Here is a 16,293-nt window from a genome sequence, read left to right as displayed (position 1 = left end):
GAAATGTGCGCAGGCTGGCAGAATCGCCCTTTGCTGCGTTTACCACGCCCGTCGAGCCAGGAATTTCCCATGAAAATGAAAACCGCCCTCTTGATCGTCAACCCTTGCGACGACGAAGAAGACAACATGGCCATGCTCTGCTGCCATAGCGACCAGGGCGAAATGTTCCTGATGAGCCGCTACCCGGATGAAGACGAGCTGGAAATCACCCTCGACGGCGAACCTTCGACCCTGGATGGCGTGAAAGTCACCCTGAGCTCTTCCCTGCTGAAGATCGAAATTGCTGCCGCCGATGCCGATGCGTTGAATGGGGATGATGTGCTGGAAATTACCTTTGATCCGGACATGGTGGATCTGGCCGAAGTGGCAGAGACCTTGCAGAACATTCTTGAAGGCACCGGGACCTTTATCAGCCAGATTTGAGGTGGTTGATCTGCCCTCATCGCGAGCAGGCTCACTCCTACAATTGATCGTCGTACACCGTCAGTGTAGGAGCGAGCCTGCTCGCGATCGGGCCGGCACAGCCACCCAATCACTCCCCTGCCACAAAAATCCAGCAATTACCCCAATCATTTCCCGCACTTTGCGCAAAATGCCGTTAGTCGGCGCCCCCCGCGATGGATTAAAGTAACGCCCCCAGCCCTGGCGTATTTCGAACGTCCTCGGCCACCCTTTTGCAGGAACAGTCATCGATGGAACATCGTGAAGCGCTGCTGGCGCTGCGAACCTTTCTTTCAACGCAGATTCTCGGCCAGGAAAAGCTCATCGAGCGCTTGCTCATCGCCCTGCTCGCCGACGGCCACATGCTGGTCGAGGGTGCTCCTGGCCTGGCCAAGACCAAGGCCATCAAAGAACTTGCCGAAGGCATCGAGGCTCAGTTCCACCGCATCCAGTTCACCCCCGACCTGTTGCCAGCCGACATTACCGGCACGGAAATCTACCGCCCGGAAACCGGCAGCTTCGTGTTCCAGCAAGGTCCGATCTTCCACAACCTGGTACTGGCGGACGAAATCAACCGTGCCCCGGCCAAGGTCCAGTCGGCCTTGCTCGAAGCCATGGGCGAGCGGCAAGTCAGTGTCGGGCGCAGCACCTATGAGCTGTCGCCGCTGTTCCTGGTGATGGCCACGCAGAACCCGATCGAGCAGGAAGGCACCTACCCGCTGCCGGAAGCCCAGCTCGACCGCTTCCTGATGCATGTGAAGATCGGTTTCCCGGACGCGACGGTTGAACGCAAGATCCTGCAACAGGCCCGTGGCGAAGCGCTCAACGGCGAAACGAAGCCTGAGCGTCGGGTGACTCAACAGACGATTTTTGTCGCACGCAAGGAAATCCTCGGCCTGTACATGGCCGACGCCGTGGAGGAATACCTGGTGCAACTGGTCATGGCCACCCGCACCCCGGCCAAGTTCGATCCGGAGATGGCCGAGTGGATCGCCTACGGCGCCAGCCCGCGCGGCTCGATTGCCCTGGACCGCTGCGCCCGTGCCCACGCCTGGCTGGCGGGGCGTGATTTCGTCAGCCCGGAAGACATCCAGGCCGTGCTGTTCGACGTGCTGCGCCATCGCATCATTCTTTCCTTTGAAGCCGAAGCCGCTGGCATCGATCAGGACCGTGTGGTCCAGCGGATTCTCGACGTCGTAGCCGTCGCTTGACCCCGATGAACGCCAGCCTGCCGCCCGAGCCGGGCATCCGTGTCAGCCTCGCCGACCTGATCGAGATGCGCCACCGCGTGCGCGAAGTGCAGCTGTTTTCCACGCCGAGCCAACGCAGCCCGCTGATCGGCCTGCACCATTCCAAGTTGCGCGGGCGTGGTGTCGATTTCGATCAGGTGCGGGTCTATCAGGCCGGCGACGATGTACGCACCATTGACTGGCGCGTGACTGCGCGCACCCAGGAGCCTCACACCAAGCTGTTCCACGAAGAACGTGAGCGGCCGATCTTCATCATGGTCGAACAAAGCCGCCGGTTGTTTTTCGGTTCGGGCCTGATGTTCAAGTCGGTGCTCGCCGCCCAGGCCGCGAGCCTGATCGGTTGGGCGGCCCTGGGGCACAACGACCGGGTCGGCGGCCTGGTGTATGGCGACAATGTGCACTACGAAATCAAGCCTCGGCGCAGCAAGCAAAGCCTGCTGCAGTTGCTCAACCGGCTGGTGCGGGTCAATCAGTCGCTGAGCACCGAAGGCGAGCCGGACCGCGACGCCTTTGGCATTGCCTTGCGCCGAGCGCGGGAGGTGTCGCGTCCGGGCAGCCTTGTCATTGTGATTTGCGATGAACGCGCGCTATCGGAAAGCGCCGAGCAACAGCTGAGCCTGTTATCGCGTCATTGCGACCTGCTGCTGTTGCCGGTGTCCGATCCGCTGGATCATGCCCTGCCCGCCGCCGGCCTTTTACGTTTCGCCGAGCGTGGCGCGCAATTGGAGCTCGACACGCTGAATTTCGACCTGCGCCAGGCTTACCGGGCCCAGGCCGAAGCACGCATCGCTCGCTGGGAACTGCTCGCGCAGAAACTGCGTGTGCTGCTGATGCCCCTGAGCACCCAGAGCGAGATGGTCGAGCAACTGCGTGAATACCTGAACCCACAGAACTCGGGGAAAGGTCGATGAGCAGCCTTGATCAACTGCAACCGCTGATATCTCCGCCACCGGTGGAGTTCTGGCCACCGGCACCGGGTTGGTGGTTGCTGCTTCTGTTGGTGCCGCTGATCGGTTTGGGCCTGTGGAAGCTGTGGCACTTCATTCCACGCAAACGCCCCGTGGTGCGCGCCGAACAGCCGCTGGACCCGGTGCGCCTGGCCGCACTGGCCGAGTTGGCAATGATGCCCAAACCCTACGACGGTGCGCCGGCCGGTGCCTGGCTGCAGCAACTCAACGGCTTGCTCAAGCGCCTGTGCCGCAACCACTATCCCTACAGTCAGAGTCACACCCTCAACGGCCGCAAGTGGCTGGCGTTCCTCGACAATCGCTGCCCGGCAGCCGGACTGACTCGCTGGATGGTGCTGGTGGAAGGCGCCTACAAACCCGAATGCAAACTCGATGACAAGGCCATCGCCGGCCTGACCCAGGCCGTCGACACATGGATTCGCAAACATGTTTGAGTTCGCCTGGCCGTGGATTTTTGCCCTGTTGCCGCTGCCGTGGCTGATGCGCATCGTATTGCCGGTGGCCGACAGTGGCGAACCGGCGCTCAAGGTCAGCTTCCTCAGCGATCTGGAAGGCCTCGCCGGGCGTCGCGCCCGGGCCAACCTGCCGGCATGGCGCCAGCAGGCCCCCTTCATACTGCTGTGGCTGTTGCTGCTGGTCGCGGCGGCGCGCCCGCAGTGGCTCGGCGAGCCCTTGCCGATCGCCGCCAGTGGCCGCGATCTGCTGGTGGCGGTGGACGTTTCCGGCTCCATGGACTTCCCTGACATGCAGTGGCAGGACGAAGACGTGAGTCGACTGACGTTGGTCCAGCACCTGCTCGGCGACTTCCTCGAAAGCCGCGAAGGTGACCGGGTCGGCCTGATCCTGTTCGGTAGCCAGGCCTACCTGCAAGCCCCGCTGACCTTCGACCGCCACACCGTGCGCGTCTGGCTCGATGAAGCGCGCATCGGCATTGCCGGCAAAAACACCGCCATCGGCGATGCCATCGGCCTGGCCCTCAAGCGCCTGCGCTTGCGTCCGGCAACAAGCCGTGTGCTGATCCTGGTCACCGACGGCGCCAACAATGGCGGTGAAATCGACCCGCTCACCGCTGCGCGGCTGGCGGCCAAGGAAGGCGTGAAAATCTACCCGATCGGCATCGGTGCCGATCCGGAGCAAAGTGGTACGGTCGGCTTTCTCGGCCTCAATCCGAGCCTGGACCTCGACGAGCCGTCCCTCAAAGCAATCGCCGAAGCCACCGGCGGCCAGTATTTCCGCGCCCATGATGGCAAGGAACTGCAATCGATCAAGGACACCCTCGATCAACTGGAGCCCGTGGCCCAGCAACCCACCCAGGCCCGTCCGGCCCAAGCGCTGTATCACTGGCCGCTGGCCCTGGCGCTGTGGTTGAGCATGCTGCTTCTGGCCCCCGTACTCTGGCCGGACAACCCCTTGCAACGCCTGTTGACCAAGGATCTGTTTTTGCAAACGCAATTGCTGCCCGACTGGCGCCAGCGTCTCAAACGCCTGCGTCTGCGGAGGCGCCGATGAGCGCGCTGTGGCCCTACTGGTTCCGCCCCTGGTGGCTGTTGTTGCTGCCGGTGCTTGGCTGGTTGCTCTGGCAACTCTGGCACCGCAAGAAGCGCGCCGGGCGCTGGCAGATGATCCTGCCACCGGCCTTTCACGCGGCATTGCTCAGCGGTGGGAGTGGTCGCGACAGTAAATTGCCCTGGATCGCCCTCGGTCTCGCGTGGCTGTTGACCGTGCTCGCCCTGTTGGGTCCGAGCTGGCAGCGTGTCGAGCAGACCAGTCAAAAGCCCGCCGACCCGCTGGTGGTGATTCTCGAGCTGACCCCGGAAATGCTCGCCACCGACGTCACGCCCAACCGACTGGAACAGGCACGGCGCAAGGTGCTTGACCTGCTGCAGATTCGCAGCGACGCGCAAACCGCCATCGTCGTCTACGCCGGCAGTGCCCACACGCTGGTGCCGCTGTCAGACGATCTTTCCACCAGCCGCAATCTGTTGGATGCACTGAAACCGTCGTTGATGCCAGAGGCCGGTCATCGCGCCGATCTCGCGGTGCTCAAGGCCCTGGCGCTGCTCGATCAGGCTGCTTTGGGCGACGGCCGGATCCTGCTGATCGGTTCGTCCCTGACCGACCAGGAGCGGCTGGGCATCCGTCGCGCGCTGAGCGGCAAATCGACTCAATTGCTGATGCTCGGCATCGGCACCGCCGAAGGCTCGCCGATCACCCAGGAAGACGGCAGCTTCCTCAAGGACGAACAAGGCGCCATTCTCGTGCCGCGCCTCGACGAGCCCGGTTTGAAAAGTTTTGCCAACGACCTGGATGGACGCTATCGCCAGGCGCGCCTGGACGATAGCGACCTGCACGCCCTTGGCCTGCTCGACGGTCCACGCAACTTGCGCAACGACGGTCAGACCTTGCGCCTGGACACCTGGGCCGATCAGGGTTACTGGCTACTGTTGCCATTGTTGCTGCTCGCGGCCTGCGGGGGGCGTCGCGGCTGGCTGCTGTGCCTGCCGCTGCTATTGGCATTGCCTCAACCGAGCTACGCCTTCGACCTCGCGGACCTTTGGCTGCGCCCTGATCAACAAGGCGTGCATTTACTCAAGCAGAAGCGTCCGGCGGAAGCCTCTCGACGCTTCGAAGACCATCAATGGCAAGGCGTCGCCCTCTATGAAGCCGGCGACTACGCAGGCGCCGCCGAGCGGTTTGCCGAAGGCGACGATGCCCACGCCCACTACAATCGAGGCAATGCCCTGGCCAAAAGCGGTGAACTGGAGGCTGCGCTGGACGCTTACGAACAGGCACTGGAACGTCAACCGGATTTGCGTCCGGCACTGACCAACAAGGCGCTGGTCGAACGTCTGCTCAAGGAGAAAAACACGCCACCCGCTCCCGAGCCAGAAGAAGCCGACAACGCCCGGCCCGAAGCCGAATCCCAGGAGCCACCGCCCGGTGCCGCCGCCCAGCCCTCGAGCAGCGGCGAACCGAAAACCGAGGGGCAACCGCCCCGCCCGGACGAGGAACAACCAGCCACCAGACCGCCGAAACCGGGGACCAACGAGGTACCGGGCAGCGAACTGGGTGACGAACAACACACCACACCGCCCTTGCGCCCGGCCACCGACAGCATCGAAGGTGAACAGCGCCAGGCACTGGAGCAGTGGCTGCGGCAGATCCCGGATGACCCCGGTGAACTGCTCAGGCGCAAATTCTGGTACGAACAGCAACAACATCAGGATCAGGAAGAAACTCGATGACCCGCTTCACCGTTTTATTGCTCGCGCTGCTGCATGGCCTGTTGTTCTGCACGGTTCAGGCACAGGCAGCAGAACTGGTCGCCAGTGTTGATCGCAGTCGCCTGAGCTCGGGCGAGACGGTCGAGCTCATCCTGGAATCCAGCGATGTCACTCAGTTCGGCAAACCTGACCTGACAGCGCTGGAGCCGTTGTTCGAAGTGCGCGGCACACGCCAGGTCAACCAGTTGAACACCCTGAGCGGTGAAAACCAGGCCACCACCCGCTGGATCGTCACCCTCCTGCCCCGGCAAAACGGCAGCGTGGTGATTCCGTCAGTGCAACTGGGCGAACTCCAGAGCCAGCCGATCACCCTGCAGGTGGTCGAGAGCGAAACACCGGACAACCCGAACAAGCGGGCTGCGGTGTTCATTGATGCCAGCCTCGATCAAACCAGCGTGTACGTACAGGCCCAGGCGGTCCTGACCCTGCGCATCTACCATTCGGTATCGCTGTACGACGACAGCAGCCTGCCGCCCTTGCAGATACCTGACGCACGCATCGAACAATTGGGCGACTCACGCACCTACGAAAAAGACATCGATGGCCTGCGCCACGGCGTGATCGAAATGCGCTACGCCATCTACCCGCAACACAGCGGCGAACTGATCATTCCAGCACAGGTCTTCAACGCCGCGCTGGTCGACCCACAACCGGTACAGGACGCCGCCCAGGGGCCCAAAGCCGGCAAGCTGATGCCCGTCACCTCGGCCGAACTGCTGTTGACGGTCAAGGCCAAGCCCATCACCTATCCGGCCGATGCCCCCTGGCTACCTGCGCGCAGCCTGACCCTGAGCGAAAGCTGGAACCCGGAGCCGGATCACACCCAGGTCGGCGATTCACTGACCCGCAGCCTGACGGTGAAGGCTGAAGGCTTGTCCAGCACCCAACTGCCACCGCTGCCCGGCACCGATGTCGGCGGCCTGCGCCGCTACCCGGATCAACCGGTGCTGGGTAACCAGAACAGCGAACGCGGCCTGGTCGGCAGTCGTGAAGACCGGGAAGCCCTGGTGCCGACACGGACCGGCGCCATCGAATTGCCTACTGTCGACGTGATCTGGTGGAACACCTTCGAAGACCATCTGGAGCACAGCAGCCTGCCCGCTCGCACGTTGCACGTGGCGGCCAATCCGAGCCTGGTGGCCGACACCCCGGCCAACGCCTCACCGGTCGATGCCAGTGCCGACAGCGAAGCGCTCTGGCGCTGGAAGCTCAGTACCTTGATCCTGGCCTGCACCACCCTGCTCGGCTTCGGCCTCTGGTGGCGTGGCCGCTGGCAACCGGCGGTGGCGCGTGTCGCTCAAACCGGCCCGAGCCCGCGCACCGTGCTCGACGACCTCAAGCGCGCCTGCCAGGCCAACGACTCCCACGCCACCCGCCAGGCCCTCGACGCCTGGGCCCGCCAACAGCCGGAAACCCTGGCCGACATGGCCGCCCGCTTCGTGCCACTGTCCGACGCCCTCGACGGCCTGAACGGCGCGCTGTACAGCGAAACCGGCCAGCACTGGCAAGGTGACGAGTTGTGGCGGGCGATCAAGGCGATCCCGATGGCCGAACGGGTTCAGGACCCGGTCGGTGACAGTGGGTTGCCGCCGCTTTATCCGAAGTAAACACGAAACATTGAGGCAAGGATGCATTTGTGGCGAGGGGGCTTGCCCCCGTTCGGTCGCGAAGCGGCCGTAAGTCCGGGCAGCTCGGTGTGCCAGAAAAAACTTGGGGCCGCTTCGCAGCCCAACGGGGGCAAGCCCCCTCGCCACAGAATCCCTGCCGCAAGAAGTTCGACGTGCAAGCACACCCGAGCTGTTTACCAGTAAACTCTCCCCCCTTTCGCCGCCTTCATTTTTCCCGCGGCCATTACCTATTTTGTAGCGGAGTCCGCCTTGCGCTTGTTTCACACCTCCGACTGGCATCTCGGGCAGAACCTGCACGGCCAGGATCGCGATTTCGAACACGGCTGTTTTCTCGAGTGGCTGTTGCGCCAGCTGAAACTGGATCAACCGGATGTGCTGTTGATCGCCGGCGATATCTTCGACACGGTGAATCCACCGGTCAAAGCCCAGGAACGCCTCTACGACTTCATCGTCAGCGCCCACGAACAGCAGCCCTTGCTGACCATCGTGATGATCGCCGGCAACCACGATTCCGGCTCGCGGATCGAACTGCCCGCGCCCTTGATGCGGCGCTTGCGCACCCATGCGCTCGGTCGCGTTTTGTGGCTCGACGACGGTCAACTGGACGCCGAGCGCCTGCTGCTGCCCTTGCCGGATGCCAGTGGTGAAATCACCGGCTGGTGCCTGGCGCTGCCATACCTGCGCCCGGCGGAAGTCACCGGCGCGCACTTGGGTGACAACTACTTGCGCGGGATCGGTCAGGTGCACGAGTGGCTGATCGAAGCGGCCAACGCCAAGCGCCAGCCGGGCCAGGCACTGATCGCCATCAGCCACGCGCACATGGCGGGCGGCTCGGTGTCGGAAGACTCCGAGCGCAGCCTGATCATCGGCAACGCTGAAGCCCTGCCCGCCAGCCTGTTCGGGCCGAGCATCAGCTACGTCGCCCTCGGCCACTTGCACAAACCGCAGAAGGTCAACGGCGAAGAGCGCATCCGCTACAGCGGCTCGCCGATTCCGCTGTCGTTTTCCGAGATCAGCTATCAGCACCAGATTCTCGACATCAAGCTCGACGGCGAGACCCTGGTCAGCGTCGAGCCGAAACTGATCCCCCGCGCGGTCAACCTGCAACGCATCGGCCCGGCGCCATTGAGCGAGATCCTGCTGCAACTGGCGGACCTGCCGAACATCGACCTGTTGGCCGACATCCAGCGCCAGCCATGGCTGGAGGTGCGGGTGCGCCTCGACGAGCCGCAGCCCGACCTGCGCAATCAAGTGGAAACCGCCCTGCAAGGCAAGGCCGTGCGCCTGGTGCGTATTGCCGCCGAGTACGCCGGCAACGGCGGCCGTGACGGTGCCGACGAAGGCAGCACGCTGATCGAACTGGATCAGCTCACGCCTCAGGAACTGTTTAGCCGCGCCTGGCAGGACAACTACGGCAGCGAGGTCGACGAGCAGACCCTCAAGGACTTTGCCGAGCTGTTGCAGGACGTGCAGATGGAGAGCGAACAGCCATGAAAATCCTCGCGATCCGCCTGAAAAACCTCGCCTCGCTGGCCGGGCCGTTTGAAATCGACTTCACCGCCGAACCCCTGGCCAGTGCCGGACTGTTCGCCATCACCGGCCCCACCGGCGCCGGCAAAAGCACCTTGCTCGATGCCCTGTGCCTGGCGCTGTTTGGCGCCGTACCGCGCCTGAACAATACCGGCCGCGATGCCAAGGTGCCGGACGCCGATGGCGAAATCGCTACCGGCGACCCGCGTACCCTGCTGCGTCGCGGCACGGGTGAAGGCTATGCGGAAGTGGATTTCGTCGGTGTCGACGGTCGCCGCTACCGCGCCCGCTGGGAAGCCAATCGTGCCCGGGACAAGGCCGCCGGCAAGCTGCAGGCCAGCCGCCAGAGCTTGCGTGACATCGATCAGGATCAATTGCTCGCCAGCCAGAAAGGCGAATACAAGACTCAGCTCGAAGCCGCGCTGGGCCTGAATTTCGAACAGTTCACCCGCGCGGTGATGTTGGCGCAAAGCGAGTTCAGCGCGTTCCTCAAGGCCGATGACAACGACCGCAGCGAGCTGCTGGAAAAACTCACCGACACCGCGCTCTACACCCGCCTCGGTCGTCGCGCCTTCGACAAGACCAAGGAAGCCCGCGAGGCGCACAAGCTGCTACAGGATCAGGCCAGCGGCGTGACGCCGCTGCCGCCGGAAGCCCGCGCGGAACTGGATGAGCGCTTCAACCAGGCGCAGCAGCAACTCAAGACCCAACAGGCGCAGCTCAAACAACTTGAACTGCAGGACACCTGGCTCAAGGACCTGCGTCGCTTGCAAGACGAACATCTGGCCGCCAGCGAACAACTGCAATCGGCCCAGACCCACTGGGAGGCCCTGGCCCGTGAGCGCTTGAGGCACACCCGCCTTGAACAACTGGCCCCGCAACGGCACCAGTTCGCCCGTAAAGCCGAGGTCGATGCGCTACTGACACCCTTGGCGGCGCAAATTGCCTTGCACACGCAGCAGCAAGTCGAACTCGGCGAGCGCCAGACGCAGCTTGAGCAAAAGCTCAGCGCCGCCCGGATCGCCTTGAGCGAAACCCAACAACGGCAAACCGACAGCACTCCATTATTGCGTCAGGCCTTCGAAGCCCAAAGCACCCTCGCCCGCCTGGCCAAGGACACCGCCCTCAGCGCCGAAGCCAGGCAACAGGCGCAACAGGCCTGCACCCAAGGCCAGGGCACGATTCAAACCTTGCTCGATCAGCAAGCCCGTGGCGCCGCGGACTTACAGCGCATCGCCAGCGGGCTGGAACAAAGCACCCATCTGGCTCCATTGAGCGATGCCTGGAATGCCTACCGTGATCGCCTGCAACAGTTGATGTTGATCGGCAACCGGTTGAATCAGGGCCAGGCCGAACTGGCCAGCCTCGAACAAAACGCCGCGAGCACCGAACAGGCGCTCACCGCGCAGAAGCAGCAACTGGAGGTGCTGTTCAAGGAGGCCGGCGCCGAACCGGATGCCGTCGCCGAGCAGATCGGCATCCTGGGTAGCCTGTTGCAGGACAACCGCAAGCAACTGCGCGCCGTCGAAGACCTTGGGCGCCTGTGGGCCAGCCAGCAGGACCTGGACAAGCGCGGTGCCGAGCTGCAACAACGCCAACTCACCGCGCAGCAGGAGCGTGAACGCCTGACCCAGGATGGGGTCAAGGCCAAGGCTGATCTGAGCGTTGCCGAACAGACCCTCAACGTCACGCGCGAACTGCTGGAGCGTCAGCGTCTGGCGCGCAGTGCCAGTGTCGAAGAGCTGCGCGCGCAGTTGCAGGATGACCAGCCTTGCCCGGTCTGCGGCAGCAAAGAGCATCCCTATCATCAGCCCGAAGCCCTGCTGCAGAGCCTCGGGCGTTTTGATGAAAGCGAGCAGGCCAACGCGCAAAAGGCCGTCGACCTGCTCAAGGAAAAACTCACCGACCTGCGCGCCGAAGTCGGCGGGCTGATCGCCCAGCAAAAGGAACTGCTGCAACAGCAGGAGCATCTGGCGACCCAGCAGCAAGCCCTCGCCCCGAGTCTGGAAGCGCATCCGCTGGCGACCCAACTGCTGAATCAGGATGCCGCTAAACGCGATGCCTGGCTCATCCAGCAAAACAGTCAGCTCAACCAGAGCATCAGCCAGGACGAGCAACGGCAGAGCGCGCTGCTCACCCTGCAACAGGATGCCGCACGCCTGACCCAGCAACTGCGCCATGCCGAAACCGCGCACCAGCAAGCGGCCCAGCACCTGAGCAATCAACAGCGCGAACTGGGCAACGATCGCCAGCGCCTGGACGAAGAACTCAGCGCATTCGCCAACCTGCTCCCGGCCGAGACCCTGCAAGCGCTGCGTGTCGAACCGGCCGCGACCTTCATGCAGCTCGACCGGCAGATCGCCGAGCGCCTGGCGCAACTCGAGCAGCAAAAGGAAGAGCTGGCCGAGCAGCAACAGCGCCAACAAAACCTGGAGAAGGAACAGGATCGCCAGCACAGCCGCGTGCAGCAATTGCAGGCCGCCGAACAGCAGTTCACCGGGCTGGCCGAACAGCAACAGACGAGCCAGCACACGCTCGGGCAACTACTCGGTGAACACAGCAGCGCCGAGCACTGGCAGCAGCAACTGGAGCAGGCCGTGGAACAGGCCCGCAGCGCCGAAGCCAGCACTGCGCAGACGCTGCAAAGCGTCGTCACGCAGTCAGTGCAGATCGCCGCCGAGCTCAAGGCCCAGCAGGAACGCCTGCACGCACTGGAAGGCGAAGAACGTGAGCTCGCCGGCAAGATCGGTGACTGGCGTGCCCGTCATCCCGAGCTGGATGACGGCGGCCTCGAAGACTTGCTGCGCGTCGACGACACCCAGGTCAGCGAACTGCGCCAGCGCTTGCAGCACAGCGAAAAAGCCATCGAACAGGCCAGCGTCCTGGTGCAGGAGCGCGACAAGCGCCTGCTCGATCACCAGGCTCAACAGAACGGCAACCTCGATGCCGAGCAGTTGGCCAGTGCGCTGATCGACCTGCAAAACCTCGCCGCCACCAGCGAGCAACACTGCGCCGAACTGCGCGCCGAGCAGGCCGAGGACCAGCGCCGACAGAACGCCAATCAGGCCCTGGCGCAACAGATTGCCGACGCCTACAACGAGTACCAACGCTGGGCACGCTTGAATGCGTTGATCGGCTCCGCCACCGGCGACACCTTCCGCAAGATCGCCCAGGCCTACAACCTTGACCTGCTGGTGCATCACGCCAACGTGCAATTGCGCCAACTGGTGCGCCGCTATCGCCTCAAGCGCGGCGGCAGCATGCTCGGCTTGCTGGTGATGGACACCGAAATGGGCGACGAACTGCGCTCGGTGCATTCGCTGTCCGGGGGCGAGACCTTCCTGGTGTCGCTGGCGCTGGCCCTCGGTCTGGCGTCGATGGCGTCGAGCACGTTGAAAATCGAGTCGCTGTTCATCGACGAAGGCTTCGGCAGCCTCGATCCGGAATCCCTGCAACTGGCCATGGACGCTCTCGACGGCTTGCAGGCCCAGGGCCGCAAGGTCGCGGTGATTTCCCACGTACAGGAAATGCACGAACGGATTCCGGTGCAGATTCAGGTCCAGCGCCAGGGCAACGGCCTGAGCACCCTGGAGGTGAAATGAACACCCTGTATTCCTTCCGCCGCTGCCCGTACGCCATGCGCGCACGCATGGCCCTGCGTTACTCGGGCGTGGCCGTGGACATTGTCGAAGTCAGCCTGAAGGCCAAGCCCACCGAAATGCTCGCGCTGTCGGGCAAAGGCACGGTGCCGGTGCTGAGCGCCGATGGCCGGGTGATCGACGAAAGCCTCGACATCATGCGCTGGGCCTTGGCACAGAACGATCCCCAGGACTGGTTGCTCAAGGATGATCCTGTGGCAGCGGCGCAAATCGCTCCGTTGATCGAACACAACGATCAGGTGTTCAAGGTGCACTTGAATCGCTACAAGTACGCCGAGCGTTATCCCGAGCAACCGATGGAGGTTTATCGCGGCGAGGGCGAGGTGTTTTTGCAAAGGCTGGAGGCATTGCTGGAGGGACGCGACTACTTGCTGGCCGATCATCCAAGCCTGGCCGATGTGGCGTTGATGCCCTTCGTGCGCCAGTTCGCCCACGTCGACCGCGACTGGTTCGCGCAGACGCCGTATCGGTGCTTGCAGGACTGGTTGCAGCGGTTTCTGGAGTCGGATTTGTTTACGGGAATAATGCGCAAGTAAGCCACCACACACTGTGGCGAGGGGGCTTGCCCCCGTTCGGCTACGCAGTAGCCGCAAAACCTGCACATGCGATCTGGATGGTGCAGCGCGATATTCTGATTTTGGGGTTGCTTCGCAACCCAACGGGGGCAAGCCCCCTCGCCACAAAAGCCCTTCATCGACAGCATGGTTTACGCAAACACCTCACACATCCCGATCGCCGAGCAATCCACCTGGAACGGCCCGAAAGCCACCCCTTCATTCCTGATCGGCGGATTGCCGGCCAACATGCCTTGGGCCTTGGCGGTCTCGATATTGCGTGCAATGTTGTGGTTGGCCTCCATGGCACGGGCCACGCCGCCTATCGAGCCTTGCCCGATCCCCAGCAAGGAAAAGCCATTGGTGATGAATGCCAGGAAGGCGATGATCAAAAGCTTGCACCCTTTCATGCGCCGATGACTCCCGCGAGTTCAGCCTGATCAACACTCGCGTTTTGCGCGCGGTGTTCAAACTGGATGCCGGGATGAGCAACCTGGATCGGCGCTTCGAAGGTGGATTGCGACTGAGCCGAAAGGCTGACCAGCAGCACCATGGCAAGGTAGAGACCGATCGCCACATAGGCGCCGTGTTTGGCAGAAGTGAGAATTGTGCTGGCCATGATGTTCTCCGCAGGCATGTTTCAATGCCCACAGAATCGATCAAAAAAGCCTGGGTAACCACTCAGGGTTATCCATAGTGACCATCAGCCTCGTTGATCATTAAGCCAGACTATTTCAGTCTTCAATAAAACTTATCAAGCGCTCGCGGGCAGCGTCCGGCTCACCCGGAACAGGGTCGGCCGCCGACAGAATGGGGGTGGAATAGAGAAACAGTAGAACCAATGCCAGACGCGTCACCATGCTGCCGATCCTTGCCGTGAGGATGAGTCAAAAAATCAGCGTCAATTTAAACACATGGCAATGTGATATCAAGCGCGACATTGATGGCAAAGTGATGCTGTCGCAAATGCGTTATGCAGGAGCGACATCACTCCGATCGTTTTCAACACCCGTGTTTCAACATCAGGGTCTTCGATCATCAGTGACTTCGCTCCTGCATAAAGGCAGGGGGGTAAGCGTTCAGGCCTGGGTTTTGTGATCCAGCGCGGCGTAGAAGTTGGCGCTCTGTTGCAGGTACTTCTGGGTGTAGCTCTGGGTGTGGGCTTTTTTGTCGCTGATTTCAACGTTGGCACTGGCTGGCAGCGCAACGGTGGCAGAAATGGCGGAAGCGGCGATGACAGAGAAGATGTTGAAGTTCATGGCGGTATTCCTCGGATTCAGTTGGCTTGCTTGCCCGGTGGGGCCGTGAAGCAAACTTAACCCTCGAGGGTTCATGCCTTGAAATGCTTTGTAGCAGTACCAGATATCAGCGTCATTGATAAAAGCAGGCAGGCCCCATCAACCGGGGCCTGCGGCTTATTGACGCAGCAAAAACCTGAGGTCGCTCGGGGCGTCCATCGGCAGTTTTTGCACGGTTTTGCCCAGCAGACCGGACCTGGCGTCGCGTTCGACGACGACAATCTGGTTGCTCTTCTGGTTGGCGATCAACAGGAATTTGCCGCTCGGGTCGAGGCTGAATTCCCGCGGATGATCGCCCTCCACCGCCCGCCGTTGCAGCTCGTTGAGGTGGCCGGTCGCCGGATCGATGGCAAACACCAGTAGCTGATTGGCCGTGCCACGGTTGCTGACGTAGAGGAACTTGCCGTCAGCCGAGGCATGCAACGCCGCCGCAGCCTTGTCCGAGACCGGTTGCCCGGCAGCCAGATCGACCATCTGCGTCTGTTCGAGTTGGCCGTCGTGGTAATCGAACACCGCCACTTGCGCGCTCATTTCCATGGTCAGCCAGGCGTGTTTGCCATCGGCGCTGAACAGCAGGTGGCGCGGCCCGCTGCCCGCTGGCAACTGCACGAATGCCGGGGTGGCCGGAGTCAACGGCAGTTCCGGGTTGGCCTTGGGGTCGAAGCGGTAGGCAAACACCTTGTCGGCGCCCAGGTCATTGACGAACACGTACTTGCCGTCCGGCGACGGGATGGTCGAATGCACATGGGCCGAGGCCTGGCGCTCGGGATTGACCCGGCTCGCCGGGTGGCTGCTCATCTGCACCACCGGTTTGAGCTTGCCATCGGCCGCCACCGGCAATATCGCCAGGGTGCCGCCCGGGTCTTCGGCCACCGAGTAATTGCTGACGAACAAATGGCTGCCATCAGTGCTGAGACTGGAATGGGTCGGCTCGTTGCCCAGGCTTTGTACCTGGCTGACCAGGCTCAGCGCGTGGGTCTTGGGATCGATTGCGAAACTGCTGACGCGCCCTACCGGATCGGTCTGGCCCGGGCCGTTTTCGTTGACCACGAACAGGTGTCGCCGGTCCTTCGACAGGGTCAGCCACGACGGGTTTTCGCTCTTGATCACTTGCAGGGGCCTGGCATCGATCTGCCCGGTGCTGCTGTCGAAAGCCAGGCGGTAGATGCCCTGGCTTTGACCGGCGGTGTAGGAGCCCACCAGCAGTTGATCGTTCTCGGCGGATGCGACCTGGACGCCCATGGCGCCGATGCTGCCGGCCATCAACAGTGGCCAGAGGTTACGCATCGTCCTGGTCGTCATCTTCGTTGTCACCGCTGACGACATCGCCCACGCACACCAAGCGGTGTTCACCCGAGTCACCGGTGATCAACCAGCTTTGCAGCGTGGTGTCGAAGGTCGCGGCCTGGATCTGCGCCGGGGTGAACTCCCAGTGTTTGGCCGCACGGCCATCCATGCATTCAATGTGCAGGTTATCGAACTCGTCGAGGGCGAATTCGAAGGCATGCAGCCCGTCGATCTCCACCATTCCGCAGTGTTCGAGGGCATTGAGCAAGGTGTCGGTTGGGGCAGTCATGGCTATCAGTCTTTGAATGAGAAAGACGCAATGATAGCTCATTGTGTCCCGATCCAATGTAGGAGCGAGCCTGCTCGCGATAGCGGTATTCCAGTCGATGTAGAT

At 62.6% G+C, this 16,293-nt stretch carries 16 protein-coding genes; 10 read left to right on the top strand and 6 right to left on the bottom strand.

Features of this window, described 5'->3' with window-relative positions; genetic code table 11:
- Window positions 1-69: 69 nt before the first annotated feature.
- The 10 genes from AABM52_RS13685 to AABM52_RS13640 all read left to right on the top strand — a co-directional run bounded on the left by AABM52_RS13685 (window position 70) and on the right by AABM52_RS13640 (window position 13,296).
- Complete coding sequence (locus tag AABM52_RS13685; protein ID WP_347912283.1) at window positions 70-423, top strand: hypothetical protein; 354 nt, start codon at window positions 70-72, stop codon at window positions 421-423.
- Window positions 424-692: 269 nt separating this feature from the next.
- A complete protein-coding gene (locus AABM52_RS13680; RefSeq protein ID WP_347912281.1) occupies window positions 693-1,652 on the top strand; it encodes a MoxR family ATPase in 960 nt (319 codons plus the stop codon).
- Between the two features lie 5 nt (window positions 1,653-1,657).
- Window positions 1,658-2,602 (top strand): DUF58 domain-containing protein, encoded by a 945-nt coding sequence (locus tag AABM52_RS13675; RefSeq protein ID WP_347912280.1) that lies wholly within the window; start codon window positions 1,658-1,660, stop codon window positions 2,600-2,602.
- Window positions 2,599-3,093, top strand: a complete 495-nt coding sequence (locus AABM52_RS13670; RefSeq protein WP_347912279.1) for a DUF4381 domain-containing protein — start codon at window positions 2,599-2,601, stop codon at window positions 3,091-3,093. The genes AABM52_RS13675 and AABM52_RS13670 overlap by 4 nt, the downstream gene beginning before the upstream one ends.
- Window positions 3,086-4,168 (top strand): VWA domain-containing protein, encoded by a 1,083-nt coding sequence (locus AABM52_RS13665; RefSeq protein WP_347912277.1) that lies wholly within the window; start codon window positions 3,086-3,088, stop codon window positions 4,166-4,168. Before AABM52_RS13670 ends, AABM52_RS13665 begins: the two co-directional genes overlap by 8 nt.
- Window positions 4,165-5,904, top strand: a complete 1,740-nt coding sequence (locus AABM52_RS13660) for a tetratricopeptide repeat protein (protein ID WP_347912276.1) — start codon at window positions 4,165-4,167, stop codon at window positions 5,902-5,904. The genes AABM52_RS13665 and AABM52_RS13660 overlap by 4 nt, the downstream gene beginning before the upstream one ends.
- Complete coding sequence (locus AABM52_RS13655) at window positions 5,901-7,550, top strand: BatD family protein (RefSeq protein WP_347912274.1); 1,650 nt, start codon at window positions 5,901-5,903, stop codon at window positions 7,548-7,550. Before AABM52_RS13660 ends, AABM52_RS13655 begins: the two co-directional genes overlap by 4 nt.
- A 270-nt stretch (window positions 7,551-7,820) precedes the next feature.
- Window positions 7,821-9,065 carry an exonuclease SbcCD subunit D C-terminal domain-containing protein gene (locus tag AABM52_RS13650; protein WP_347912273.1) on the top strand — a complete coding sequence of 415 codons (1,245 nt, stop codon included), beginning with the start codon at window positions 7,821-7,823 and terminating at the stop codon, window positions 9,063-9,065.
- A complete protein-coding gene (locus AABM52_RS13645; protein ID WP_347912272.1) occupies window positions 9,062-12,703 on the top strand; it encodes an AAA family ATPase in 3,642 nt (1,213 codons plus the stop codon). Before AABM52_RS13650 ends, AABM52_RS13645 begins: the two co-directional genes overlap by 4 nt.
- Window positions 12,700-13,296: a glutathione S-transferase gene (locus AABM52_RS13640; protein WP_347912271.1), complete on the top strand. Its 597-nt coding sequence runs from the start codon at window positions 12,700-12,702 to the stop codon at window positions 13,294-13,296. Before AABM52_RS13645 ends, AABM52_RS13640 begins: the two co-directional genes overlap by 4 nt.
- Window positions 13,297-13,466: 170 nt before the next feature.
- Here the strand turns inward: AABM52_RS13640 and AABM52_RS13635 are convergent, their stop codons facing one another.
- The 6 genes from AABM52_RS13635 to AABM52_RS13610 all read right to left on the bottom strand — a co-directional run bounded on the left by AABM52_RS13635 (window position 13,467) and on the right by AABM52_RS13610 (window position 16,230).
- The gene (locus tag AABM52_RS13635) at window positions 13,467-13,724 is read right to left on the bottom strand and encodes a hypothetical protein (RefSeq protein WP_347912269.1); all 258 of its coding nucleotides are present in this window, start codon (window positions 13,722-13,724) and stop codon (window positions 13,467-13,469) included.
- Window positions 13,721-13,933, bottom strand: coding sequence for a hypothetical protein (locus tag AABM52_RS13630; RefSeq protein ID WP_347912267.1), 213 nt, complete (start codon window positions 13,931-13,933; stop codon window positions 13,721-13,723). Before AABM52_RS13630 ends, AABM52_RS13635 begins: the two co-directional genes overlap by 4 nt.
- Window positions 13,934-14,048: 115 nt before the next feature.
- Window positions 14,049-14,174 (bottom strand): hypothetical protein, encoded by a 126-nt coding sequence (locus AABM52_RS13625; protein ID WP_007987003.1) that lies wholly within the window; start codon window positions 14,172-14,174, stop codon window positions 14,049-14,051.
- 219 nt (window positions 14,175-14,393) lie between these two features.
- Window positions 14,394-14,573 carry a hypothetical protein gene (locus AABM52_RS13620; protein ID WP_007979950.1) on the bottom strand — a complete coding sequence of 60 codons (180 nt, stop codon included), beginning with the start codon at window positions 14,571-14,573 and terminating at the stop codon, window positions 14,394-14,396.
- A gap of 156 nt (window positions 14,574-14,729) precedes the next feature.
- Window positions 14,730-15,899 carry a lactonase family protein gene (locus AABM52_RS13615; protein ID WP_347912266.1) on the bottom strand — a complete coding sequence of 390 codons (1,170 nt, stop codon included), beginning with the start codon at window positions 15,897-15,899 and terminating at the stop codon, window positions 14,730-14,732.
- Window positions 15,892-16,230 carry a DUF5629 family protein gene (locus AABM52_RS13610; protein WP_347912264.1) on the bottom strand — a complete coding sequence of 113 codons (339 nt, stop codon included), beginning with the start codon at window positions 16,228-16,230 and terminating at the stop codon, window positions 15,892-15,894. Before AABM52_RS13610 ends, AABM52_RS13615 begins: the two co-directional genes overlap by 8 nt.
- Window positions 16,231-16,293 lie beyond the last annotated feature (63 nt).

Source organism: Pseudomonas grandcourensis, assembly GCF_039909015.1.
In the GTDB taxonomy this organism is placed as follows: Bacteria; Pseudomonadota; Gammaproteobacteria; order Pseudomonadales; family Pseudomonadaceae; genus Aquipseudomonas; species Aquipseudomonas grandcourensis.
This window is presented reverse-complemented; position numbering and strand designations above follow the sequence as displayed.